Source organism: Streptomyces sp. SID1328, assembly GCF_009865595.1.
Taxonomy (GTDB): Bacteria; Actinomycetota; Actinomycetes; order Streptomycetales; family Streptomycetaceae; genus Streptomyces; species Streptomyces griseoluteus.
In genome coordinates this window covers 1-10,810 of record NZ_WWKH01000703.1, presented here as the reverse complement: position 1 = coordinate 10,810, position 10,810 = coordinate 1, and the positions used below count along the sequence as shown (strand labels likewise).

Here is a 10,810-nt window from a genome sequence, read left to right as displayed (position 1 = left end):
GTCCTGGCAGTAGGCGTTGTTGTTGCCGCGCTGGGTGCGGGCGAACTCGTCGCCGTGGCTGATCATCGGCACGCCCTGGGACAGCATCAGGGTGGCGATGAAGTTGCGCATCTGCCGGCCGCGCAGCTCGCGCACCTCCACCTCGTCGGTGTCGCCCTCCACCCCGCAGTTCCAGGACCGGTTGTGGCTCTCGCCGTCCCGGTTGTCCTCGCCGTTGGCGTCGTTGTGCTTGTCGTTGTACGAGACGAGGTCGTGCAGGGTGAAGCCGTCGTGGCAGGTGACGAAGTTGATCGAGGCCAGCGGACGGCGGCCGTCGTCCTGGTAGAGGTCGGAGGAGCCGGTGAGCCGGGAGGCGAATTCCGCCAGCGCGCGCGGCTCCCCGCGCCACAGGTCCCGCACGGTGTCCCGGTACTTGCCGTTCCACTCGGTCCACAAGGGCGGGAAGTTGCCCACCTGGTAGCCGCCCTCGCCCACGTCCCACGGCTCGGCGATCAGCTTCACCTGGGATACCACCGGGTCCTGCTGGACCAGGTCGAAGAACGACGACAGCCGGTCCACCTCGTGGAACTGCCGGGCCAGGGTCGCCGCGAGGTCGAAGCGGAAGCCGTCGACATGCATCTCGGTCACCCAGTACCGCAGCGAGTCCATGATGAGCTGCAGCACGTGCGGCGAGCGCATCAGCAGGCTGTTGCCGGTACCCGTCGTGTCCATGTAGTAGCGCGGATCGTCGGTCAGCCGGTAGTACGACGGGTTGTCGATGCCCTTGAAGGACAGCGTCGGACCCAGGTGGTTGCCCTCGGCGGTGTGGTTGTAGACCACGTCGAGGATGACCTCGATCCCGGCCTCGTGCAGCGCCCGTACCGCCGACTTGAACTCCAGCACCTGCTGGCCCCGGTCGCCCCAGGAGGCGTAGGCGTTGTGCGGGGCGAAGAAACCGATGGTGTTGTAGCCCCAGTAGTTGTTCAGGCCCATGTCGACCAGGCGGTGGTCGTTGACGAACTGGTGGACCGGCATCAGCTCCAGCGCGGTCACGCCGAGCCGGGTCAGATGCTCGATGACGGCCGGGTGGGCGAGCCCGGCGTAGGTGCCGCGCAGCTCGTCCGGCAGTCCCGGATGGCGCATGGTGAGGCCCTTCACATGGGCCTCGTAGATCACCGTGCGGTGGTAGTCGGTGCGCGGCGGACGGTCGTCGCCCCAGTCGAAGTAGGGGTTGATCACCACCGAACTCATGGTGTGCGGGGCGGAGTCCAGGTCGTTGCGCCGGTCGGGGGCGCCGAAGTGGTAGCCGTACACCTCCTCGCCCCACTGGACCGACCCGCTGACCGCCTTCGCGTACGGGTCGAGCAGCAGCTTCGCCGAGTTGCAGCGCAGCCCCCGCTCGGGCGCGAAGGGGCCGTGCACCCGGAACCCGTACCGCTGGCCCGGCATCACGCCGGGCAGGTACGCGTGCCGGACGAACGCGTCGCTCTCGCGCAGTTCCACCGCCGTCTCGGAGCCGTCGTCGTGCAGCAGACACAGCTCCACTCGGTCCGCGGCTTCGGTGAAGACCGCGAAGTTGGTACCGGCACCGTCATAGGTGGCACCGAGGGGATACGCCTCTCCAGGCCAGACCTGCATGCGCTCGACTCTTCCAGGTGCGGGGCCCCGGTGGGGGCGCGTTGGCGGCGAGTCTCCCCGAAAGTGAGGGCACCTGACGTCTACCGCCCTCCCCTGCCGGCCGACCCGTGGTCACGGATGACCTCTACCCCCACCCGAAGGAGGGAAGCCGCGCCGGCCCCGGCGAGCCCGACTCGATCCGCCCGCGGCCGGGACGCTCCGGGCGGGGACCGCCGGCCCACGGGCCGCTCACCAGCGGCGCGCCGTCCTCGGCACCGGTTCGCGCCGCTATGACTCCGCTCACCCCCTCCGCTCCCGAACGCCCGGAACGGCCACTGACGCAGGGCAAGTTGAGAAACCGACCTGTCCATCCGGCTGCACCGCCGACCGCTCCCGGAGTACCCTTCCTTGATCGTTGGGACGGGGAAGGTCCGGGGGACGGAAGGCGGTGCAGGGTGGGCTCGGGAGGGCTGGAGCTGCCCCCTGGTGGCGAGGGTCACGAGGGGAGCGGTTCCACGGACGTCCCGCCCGGCGCGGTGTCCCTGGCACGTCCGATGGGCGCGGGGTCGATCGGACCGGAACTGGACTGGGACGCGGGCGCCTGGCTGGAGGTGCGCACCCGGGCCCAGCGGGCGGGCCGCGCCTACATCTGGCTCAACCTCGTCGAGCAGCGGCTGCGCGCCGTGGTGGCCGCCGTGCTGCGCCCCGTCTACGAACCCGTCCACGGCGACGACTGGGTGGTGGCCGCCGCCGGTCCGGCCGGCCAGGAGTGGGTGCAGCGGGCCGTGGCGGTGCGTGAAGTCAGCCGCCGCAAGGGCTACTTGCTCGACCCGGCCGACGACAATGTGCTGAGTTTCCTGACGTTGCCGCAACTGCGCGAACTGATGGTGCAGCACTGGCCGTGCTTCGAGCCGTACTTCGACGAGCGCCGGGACCTCGAACTCGCCCTGGACGAACTGGAGGTGACCCGCAATGTCGTCTCCCGCAACCGGGCGCTGTCCGAGGCGGTGCTGAACCAGGCCGAGCGTGCCTCCGCCCGGCTGCTGGAGCTGCTGGGCGCCGCCGGTGACGTGCCCTCGGCGGGCCGGCTCCCGGTGGACGCGGTCGAGGACCTGGTCGGCGACCGGTACGCGGACGTGGTCGCCGTGCACTCCGACCGGGTGCGGCTGATGGGCCAGTTCCCGGCCGAGGACCTGTTCGGCGGGGCCCGCCGGCTGGACGCCATCGGCATCGGGCTCAACCTGCTGGTGCAGAACTTCTCCGGTCGCCGCCTGGTCCGGCTCGCGGAGTCCGGCTGCCGGGTCCGGTTGCTCTTCCTCAACCCCGCCTCCAGCGCGGTCAAGCGCCGGGAGCGTGAACTCGGCATGAAGCGAGGCGAGTTGGCTCGCTCGGTCGAGATGAACATCCTGCACATGCGCCGCGTCCGCTCCCGGCTGCGCGATCCGGGCGCCTTCGAGATCCAGGTGTACGACGAGACCCCGCGCTTCACCGCCTACCTGGTGGACGGCGACGGCGCGGACGGCATCGCCGTGGTGCAGTCCTACCTGCGGGGGGCGCGCGGCATGGAGTCGCCGGTCCTGGTGCTGCGCGGCGGCAGCCGGGTGGTCACGTCGGACCAGTCGGGCGATTCCGGACTCTTCCCCACCTACCGGGAGGAGTTCGAGCTGGCCTGGGCGGACTCGCGGCCGGTGTCCTGAGGTCCGCCGCCGACGGGCGGCCGGGGGCGTTGTCAGTGCCCCGTGTCATGGTGGAGCCACTGGGGGAACGCACCACCAAGAAGGGGGGCCGCCCATGGGCTGGCACCGGGAGCCGCTGATCGGCTTCGACCTGGAGACGACCGGGACCGATCCGCGGGAGTCGCGCATCGTCACGGGCGCCGTGCTGGAGGTCAGGGCCGGCGAGGCCCTGGGACGCCGGGAGTGGCTGGCCGATCCGGGCGTGGAGATACCGGCCGACGCGGTCGCCGTGCACGGCATCAGCAACGAACGCGCGGCGGCCGAGGGCCGCCCGGCCGACCAGGTCGCCGACGCCCTGGCGAACGCGCTGGTTTCCGCCTGGGATGCGGGCATGCCGGTGGTCGCGTACAACGCCGCCTTCGACCTCACCCTGCTCTCCGCCGAACTGCACCGGTACGGACTGCCCTCCCTGGCCGAGCGGCTGGGCGGCCGTGTCCCGGCCCCGGTCGTCGACCCCTACACCATCGACCGCCGGGTCGACCGCTACCGCCGGGGCAAGCGCAACCTGGAGGCGGTCTGCGCGGAGTACGGGGTGGTGCTCGACGCGGCCCACGACGCCTCGGCCGACGCGCTGGCCGCCGCCCGGCTGGCCACCGCGATCGCCGAGCGGTACCCGAAGATAGCCGGGCTCGGCCTGGCGGAGCTGCACCGCTGCCAGGTCGAGTGGTACGCCGAATGGGCCGCCGACTTCGAGGCGTTCCTGCGGCGCAAGGGCGAGACGGACGCGGTCATCGACCGGGTCTGGCCGGTGCGTGAGCTGACGGACGCCGTCGTGCCGTAGGCCGCTCCGGTCAGGCTCAGAAGGGGTACCAGCGCACCGACTCGTCCCCGTCCCGGAGGGACGCCACCCGGCGTTCGAACTCGGCGAGTGCCTTGGGGTTGGCCGGGGCGTGCTGGGCGACCCAGGCGCAGCTCGCCGTCTCGCGGGCGCCGCGCAGCACCGAGCAGCCGTCCCACTCGCGCACGTCCCAGCCGTAGGCCGTGGTGAAGGCGTCGTACGCCTCGGCGGGCAGGCCGTAGCGGTCGCGGGAGAGGGCCATCACCACGAGGTCGTGCTCGCGCAGGTCGGCGGAGAAGGTCTCCAGGTCCACCAGGACCGGTCCGTCCGGGCCGATGTGCACATTGCGGGGCAGTGCGTCCCCGTGGATCGGGCCGGGTGTCAGACGGGGGGTCAGCGCGGCAGCGGCCGAGGCGAAGCCGTCGCGGCGGGCGCGCAGATAGGCCGCGTCCTCGGGGTCGATCGCGTCACCCGCCAGCCGCAGCCAGCGCTCCACCCCGCCCAGCAGTTCGCGGGGCGGCAGCGGCACCGGGGGAGCGGGCAGGGCGTGCACGAGCCGCAGCAGCGCGGCCAGATCGCGGGGTTCGGCGGGGCGTACGGCGTCGGGCAGCCGGTGCCAGACGGTCACGGGGTGGCCGTCGACCAGCAGTGGTTCGGACTCGGCCGCGCGTACCGAGGGCACCCCGGACTCGGCCAGCCAGGTGGCCACGGCCAGCTCGCGGCGGGCGCGGCCGAGCAGTTCGGCGTCCCGGCCGACCTTGACGACCAGGTCCCCGGCGGCGAACACGGCGTTCTCGCCCAGGGCGAGGAGGCGCGCGTCCTCCGCCGGGGGCAGCACCTTCGCCCCGGCCAGTACCGCCCGCGCCCGTGCCTCGTCCATCGTCCGCCTCCGTGCCCTGTGGCCGTCTCGTGTGTCCCGATCCGGGCCAGTCTCGCATCCGCACAGGTCGGACGGTGTGCGGTCCCTTGACGGACCGCGCCGCCTTCACGACCATGAACACGCCAACCGCGCCAGGCAAAGGGGCTGATTCCATGACATCGCCGGTGACATCGCCGGTCGAAGCGCGGTGTCCGTCCGTGCGCACCGGGGGCCGCGACCACGCCGTCTGGTTCCTGGTGCTGCCCGCCCTGATCCCGATCCTCGTGCTCAGCGTGGGCCCGCTGCTCTACGGTGTCCTGCTGTCCTTCACCGACGCCCAGTCCGGCCGCACCGCGCCGACCCGCTGGATCGGGGCGCTGAACTTCCAGGACCTCCTGCACGACACGCTGTTCTGGGAGTCGTTCCGGATCGGCCTGGTGTGGGCGGTCGGCGTGACCGTGCCCCAGTTCCTGCTGGCGCTCGGCCTCGCCCTGCTGCTCAACCAGGACCTCAGACTGCGCTGGCTCGCCCGCGCCCTCGCCATCGTCCCCTGGGCGATGCCCGAGGTGGTCGTCGGCATCATGTGGCGCCTGGTCTACAACCCGGACGCGGGCATCCTCAACGAGACGCTGCGCGACCTCGGCCTCGGCGACGGACGGGACTGGCTGAGCGGTCTGGCCACCGCGCTGCCCGCCGTTGTCGTCGTCGGCATCTGGGCCGGGATGCCGCAGACCACGGTCGCCCTGCTCGCCGGCCTGCAGAACACCCCGCGCGAACTCCACGAGGCGGCCGCCGTGGACGGCGCCGGCGCCTGGCGGCGGTTCCGGGCGGTCACCTGGCCCGCACTCAGGCCCGTCGCCCTCTCCATCACCGCGCTCAATCTGATCTGGAACTTCAACTCCTTCGCCCTGGTGTACGTGCTCACCAGCGGCGGACCCGGCGGAAAGACCCGGCTGCCCATGCTGTTCGCCTACGAGGAGGCCTTCCGTTACGGCCAGTTCGGCTACGCGGCCGCGATGGGCTGCGTGATGGTCGCCGTCGTCTCCGTCGTGCTCGCGGTGTTCCTCGCGGGCCGACTGAAGGGAGGCGAGGACGCGTGAGGACCCGGCCCGCGGCCCGCGCGGGGCAGTACGCCGCCCTGCTGGCCTATCTGATCTTCCTGGCGTTCCCGTTCCTCTGGCTGCTGTCCACCGCGTTCAAGCCACCACGCGAACTCGGCAGCCTCCACCCCACCTGGATTCCACGCCACCCCACCCTCGCCAACTTCCGGCAGGCGTTCGACGAACAGCCCCTCCTGCACGCCGCCCTCAACTCCCTGCTCGCGGCGCTCGGCGCGGCCGTCATCGCCGTACTGATCGCCACCCCGATGGCGTACGTCATGGCCCGGCACCGCACCTGGCCGGCGCGGGCGGCGAGCGGGTGGGTGGTGATCAGCCAGGCGTTCCCGTTCGTGCTGATCATCATCCCGCTGTTCCTGGTGCTGAAGCGGCTGCGGCTGATCGACTCCCTGGCCGGGCTGACCCTGGTCTACGTGGTGTGGTCGCTGCCGTTCGCGCTGTGGATGCTGGTCGGGTACGTACGGGCGGTCCCCGTCGAACTGGAGGAGGCGGCGGCCGTCGACGGGGCCGGGCGGCTGCGGACGCTGGTGTCGGTGACGGCGCCGCTGCTCGCGCCGGGCATCGCGGCGACCGCGCTGTTCGCGTTCGTCACGGCGTGGAACGAGTTCTTCTTCGCGCTCGTGCTGCTCAAGGGCCCCGGCAACCAGACCCTGCCGGTCGTGCTGACCCATTTCATCGGCGCGGAGGGCGTCGCCGACCTCGGCCCGCTGGCCGCGGCCGCGTTCCTCGCCACCCTGCCCTCCCTCGTGGTGTTCGCCCTGCTCCAGCGGCGGATCACCGGGGGCCTGATCGCCGGAGCGGTGAAGAGCTGATGCGGACCAGGATCACCGTGGCGGTCGCCGCCCTCCTGCTGCTCCTCGCGGGCTGCTCCTCCGGCGGTCGGAAGGAGGGCGGGCCCGTCACCCTGCGCTTCCAGTCCCTCGCCTGGCAGCAGGAGTCGGTCGCCGCCAACAAGGAACTCGTGCGGGAGTGGAACGCCGCCCACCCGGACGTCCGGGTCGAGTACGTGCAGGGCAACTGGGACGGCGTGCACGACCAGTTGCTCACCTCCTTCGAGGGCGGCGAGGCCCCCGACGTCATCCACGACGCCTCCGACGACCTGGCCGACTTCGCCTACGGCGGCGACCTCGCCGACCTGAGCGGGCTGCTGTCCGCCCGGCTCAAGGCGGACATCCCAGAGCGCAGTTGGCAGGCGACCACCTTCGGCAAGGGCGTCTACGGCGTGCCCTTCCTCCAGGAACCCCGCGTGCTCATGGCCAACTCCGTCTGGCTGCGAAAGGCCCGGGTGCGCATCCCGACGCCCGAACACCCCTGGAGCTGGGACGAGTTCTCGAAGATCGCCGCGCGGCTCAGCGGCGACGGCAAGTACGGCGTCGCCTGGCCGCTGAAGGAGCCCGTGTCCGTCACCCTCAACCTCGGGCTGTCGGCGGGCGGCACGCTCTTCCAGCGGGGGAGCGACGGCAAGGTGAGCGTGCGGTTCGGGGCCGGTGACGCCGTCGTGCCGCGCACCGTGCACGACCAGGTCGCCCGCGACCGCAGCGCGCCCGCCTCGACGCTCGGCAGCGGGGGCTCGGACACGCTGCCCGGCTTCTTCGGCGGGCGGTACGCGATGGTCCCGCTGGGCTTCTCCTACCGCCAGCAGATCGAGCAGCAGGCCCCCAAGGGCTTCCAGTGGGAGGTGCTGCCCGCCCCGGCCGGCGCCGACGGGCTCACCCAGGGCGTCAGCCCGCAGACCCTCTCCATCGCCGAGGACTGCCCGCACAAGAAGGAGGCCGCCCGGTTCATCGACTTCCTGCTCAGTCCTGAGAACATGGTGCGCCTCGCCCTCGGCGACTGGATGCTTCCCACCGGCACCAAGGCCCTCGCCGACCCGGCCCTGCACACCACCGACCGCGGCTGGGCCACCGGCACCGCCCTGGCCGCCAGGCTGCGCCCGGCCCCCGCCCAGTCGGTGCGCGGCTACCCGGAGTGGAAGGACAAGATCGCCACCCCGGCCTTCCAGGAGTACTACAGCGGCGCCATCGGCCTCGCCGACCTGAGAAAGAGGCTGGAGAAGGACGGCAACCTGGTCCTCGCCCGCTACCAGCGCTGAGCGGCCGGGCGTAATTCGCTGGAGCGGGCCGCCCGGCTCCACCTAGCCTCGACGCCATGACCCCCCAGCGCCCCGCACACATCGCCATGTTCTCCATCGCCCAGCACGGCCATGTGAACCCCAGCCTGGAGGTGATCAGGGAACTCGTCGCACGCGGCCACCGCGTCACCTACGCCATCCCGCCGTTCTTCGCCGAGAAGGTCGCCGCCACGGGCGCCGTGCCCGTGCCCTACACCTCCACCCTGCCCGGCCCCGACGCCGACCCCTCGGCGTGGGGAACCACGCTGCTGGACAACGTCGAGCCCTTCCTCGCCGACGCCATCCAGGCGTTGCCGCAGCTCATCAAGGCGTACGAAGGCGACGAACCCGACCTGGTCCTGCACGACATCGCCTCCTACCCCGCCCGCGTCCTGGCCCACCGCTGGGGCGTGCCCGCCGTCTCGCTCTCCCCCAACCTCGTCGCCTGGGAGGGCTACGAGAAGGAGGTCGCGGAGCCCATGTGGGCCGAGCCGCTGAAGACCGAACGCGGCCAGGCGTACTACGCCCGGTTCGCGGGATGGCTCGCCGAGAACGGCATCACCCAGCACCCGGACCCCTTCGCCGGCCGGCCCGCCCGTTCGCTGGTCCTCATCCCCAAGGCGCTCCAGCCGAACGCCGACCGGGTCGACGAGCGCGTGCACAGCTTCGTCGGCGCCTGTCAGGGCGACCGCGCGGACCAGGGCACCTGGGAGCGGCCCGAGGCCGCCGAGAAGGTGGTCCTCGTCTCCCTCGGCTCGGCCTTCACCAAGCGGCCCGCCTTCTACGCCGAGTGCGTACGCGCCTTCGGGGACCTGCCCGGCTGGCACCTCGTTCTCCAGATCGGCCGCCACGTGGACCCGGCCGAACTCGGCGAGCTGCCCGCCAACGTCGAAGTGCACTCCTGGGTACCGCAGTTGGCGGTGCTCCGGCAGGCCGACCTGTTCGTCACCCACGCGGGCGCGGGTGGCAGTCAGGAGGGGCTGGCCACGGCCACCCCGATGATCGCCGTCCCGCAGGCCGTCGACCAGTTCGGCAACGCCGACATGCTCCAGGCGCTCGGCGTGGCCCGCACCCTGCTCACCGAGAACGCCACCGCCGACCGCCTCCGCGAGACCGCCCTCGCCCTGGTGGACGACCTCGAGGTGGCGGGCCGGCTGAAGCAGATCCAGGCCGACATGGTGCGCGAGGGCGGCACGACGCGGGCCGCCGACCTGATCGAGGCGGAGCTGCCGGGGCGCTGACCTCGGTGGAGAAACGTTGTTGAACCAGTCACAAGATCGTGGAGGAGTTGCCCGGCGCCCCTTCGATCCGACAGAGTTTCCCGTAACCGGCGTACCGTCCGGTACGGCCGTCGTGCCCGCCCCCACGGGGCACGACGGCCGTTCTATGGTGGGCGGATGACGACGACGTACGCGGCGCTGCTGCGCGGGATCAACGTGGGCGGCAACAAGAAGCTCCCCATGGCCGACCTGCGAACTCTCCTCGCAGAGCTGGGCCATGACGACGTTCGCACGCATCTCCAGAGCGGTCAGGCCGTGTTCACCGCCTCTCAGGGCGACGAGGGCGTTCTGGCAGGGGAGTTGAGCGCGGCCATCGAGAAGCGGTTCGGTTTCCCGGTCGACGTGATCGTGCGGGACCACGCCTACCTGACGGCGGTCGCGGAAGCCTGCCCGTTCCCCGCCGACGCGCTGGAACCCAAGCAGGTGCACGTCACCTACTTCTCCGGCCCGGTGGACCCCGGGCGCTTCGCCGGGATCGACACCGCCGCCCGCCTCCCCGAGGAGTTCCGCCTCGGCGACCGCTGTCTGTACCTCTACGCACCCGACGGGCTCGGCCGCTCCAAGCTCGCCGAGGAGCTGGGCCGCCCGCGCGTCACCAAGGGCCTGGTCGCGACCACCCGGAACTGGAACACCGTCCGCAAACTGGTCGAGCTGACCGGCTGACGGTGCCGTCTACCCGACCTCGGTGAAAGTCAACCCCCTTTCACTCCAAAGAGGTTGATTGCTGGTGCCGTCGGCCGCTTCGTGGGTAACGTCACCGACCGAGCCGACCCGGCACGCTTCCCTCGCCGCAGCCCGGCCCCCGTAAGGCCCCCGGATCAGGAGTGAGGACGACAGACGTGAACGCGTACAACCACCCCGGCAGCACCTCCGGCCGGCCGGTACCCGGCGGCGACGGTACCGACCTGGAGACCCTGATCCAGCTCGCGGACGGACTCGTCGCCGCACTGCACGCCGAGTACCCGGTGCTCCTCGAACACGGCGAGATCATCCAGGCCGAGCTGGCCCTCGCGGCCGACGACGGCTTCCCGCCCAACCGGGGCCGCATCCGCCACCGGCTCGACGACCTCTGCATCGGCGCCGCCGCCGGCACCGGCACCCTCGAGTACACCCGGCGCCTGACCACGGCGCTCAACCTGTAGAGCGCTCGTCCCGCAGAGGGCTCAGGCGCCCACGGCCACCGGGACCGACCGCAGCGCCCCGGCGTAGCGGTCGAGCAGCACCCGCGCCACCTCCGGCGCCGGGCCCAGCACGTCGGCCAGGACGTCCGCGTCGGCCGCGCCCCGCGCGATCCGGTCGGGCAGGAAGCCCGGCGCCAGCACATAGGGCGCCA

The 10,810-nt window shown here is 71.9% G+C and carries 10 protein-coding genes and 1 pseudogene; 8 read left to right on the top strand and 3 right to left on the bottom strand.

Annotated elements, in window-relative coordinates:
- Window positions 1–1,617: glycogen debranching protein GlgX (gene glgX / locus GT030_RS22595; protein WP_161202652.1), on the bottom strand; the 1,617-nt coding region annotated here is incomplete at its 3' end.
- Between the two features lie 434 nt (window positions 1,618–2,051).
- On the opposite strand from glgX, the gene GT030_RS22590 reads away from it, so the two are divergent.
- Both GT030_RS22590 and GT030_RS22585 read left to right on the top strand, forming a co-directional pair.
- A complete protein-coding gene (locus GT030_RS22590) occupies window positions 2,052–3,293 on the top strand; it encodes an SAV2148 family HEPN domain-containing protein (protein ID WP_130336940.1) in 1,242 nt (413 codons plus the stop codon).
- Between the two features lie 94 nt (window positions 3,294–3,387).
- Window positions 3,388–4,113, top strand: coding sequence for an exonuclease domain-containing protein (locus GT030_RS22585; RefSeq protein WP_161202651.1), 726 nt, complete (start codon window positions 3,388–3,390; stop codon window positions 4,111–4,113).
- 16 nt (window positions 4,114–4,129) lie between these two features.
- Here the strand turns inward: GT030_RS22585 and GT030_RS22580 are convergent, their stop codons facing one another.
- Window positions 4,130–4,990, bottom strand: coding sequence for an aminoglycoside phosphotransferase family protein (locus GT030_RS22580; RefSeq protein ID WP_161202650.1), 861 nt, complete (start codon window positions 4,988–4,990; stop codon window positions 4,130–4,132).
- Between the two features lie 152 nt (window positions 4,991–5,142).
- Here GT030_RS22580 and GT030_RS22575 point away from each other — a divergent pair, with 152 nt between their 5' ends.
- From GT030_RS22575 to GT030_RS22550, 6 genes are all read left to right on the top strand, one after another.
- Entirely contained in the window at window positions 5,143–6,069 is a 927-nt protein-coding gene (locus GT030_RS22575) for a sugar ABC transporter permease (protein WP_202460439.1), read from the top strand.
- Window positions 6,066–6,899, top strand: coding sequence for a carbohydrate ABC transporter permease (locus GT030_RS22570; RefSeq protein ID WP_161202649.1), 834 nt, complete (start codon window positions 6,066–6,068; stop codon window positions 6,897–6,899). The genes GT030_RS22575 and GT030_RS22570 overlap by 4 nt, the downstream gene beginning before the upstream one ends.
- Window positions 6,899–8,179 (top strand): extracellular solute-binding protein, encoded by a 1,281-nt coding sequence (locus GT030_RS22565; protein ID WP_161202648.1) that lies wholly within the window; start codon window positions 6,899–6,901, stop codon window positions 8,177–8,179. The genes GT030_RS22570 and GT030_RS22565 overlap by 1 nt, the downstream gene beginning before the upstream one ends.
- A gap of 56 nt (window positions 8,180–8,235) precedes the next feature.
- Entirely contained in the window at window positions 8,236–9,438 is a 1,203-nt protein-coding gene (mgt, locus tag GT030_RS22560; RefSeq protein ID WP_161202647.1) for a macrolide-inactivating glycosyltransferase, read from the top strand.
- 156 nt (window positions 9,439–9,594) lie between these two features.
- Window positions 9,595–10,140 (top strand): DUF1697 domain-containing protein, encoded by a 546-nt coding sequence (locus GT030_RS22555; protein ID WP_161202646.1) that lies wholly within the window; start codon window positions 9,595–9,597, stop codon window positions 10,138–10,140.
- A gap of 176 nt (window positions 10,141–10,316) precedes the next feature.
- The gene (locus tag GT030_RS22550; protein ID WP_161202645.1) at window positions 10,317–10,619 is read left to right on the top strand and encodes a hypothetical protein; all 303 of its coding nucleotides are present in this window, start codon (window positions 10,317–10,319) and stop codon (window positions 10,617–10,619) included.
- A 21-nt stretch (window positions 10,620–10,640) separates the two neighbouring features.
- Here GT030_RS22550 and GT030_RS22545 read toward each other — a convergent pair.
- Window positions 10,641–10,810: pseudogene (locus tag GT030_RS22545) on the bottom strand (sirohydrochlorin chelatase); the annotation flags it as partial.

Bases quoted from the DNA above. Each gene is read 5' to 3' on its own strand.
- GT030_RS22580 (WP_161202650.1), bottom strand. From the start codon at position 4,990: ATGGACGAGGCACGGGCGCGGGCGGTACTGGCCGGGGCGAAGGTGCTG.
- GT030_RS22585 (WP_161202651.1), top strand. From the start codon at position 3,388: ATGGGCTGGCACCGGGAGCCGCTGATCGGCTTCGACCTGGAGACGACC.
- GT030_RS22555 (WP_161202646.1), top strand. From the start codon at position 9,595: ATGACGACGACGTACGCGGCGCTGCTGCGCGGGATCAACGTGGGCGGC.
- GT030_RS22575 (WP_202460439.1), top strand. From the start codon at position 5,143: ATGACATCGCCGGTGACATCGCCGGTCGAAGCGCGGTGTCCGTCCGTG.
- mgt (WP_161202647.1), top strand. From the start codon at position 8,236: ATGACCCCCCAGCGCCCCGCACACATCGCCATGTTCTCCATCGCCCAG.
- GT030_RS22565 (WP_161202648.1), top strand. From the start codon at position 6,899: ATGCGGACCAGGATCACCGTGGCGGTCGCCGCCCTCCTGCTGCTCCTC.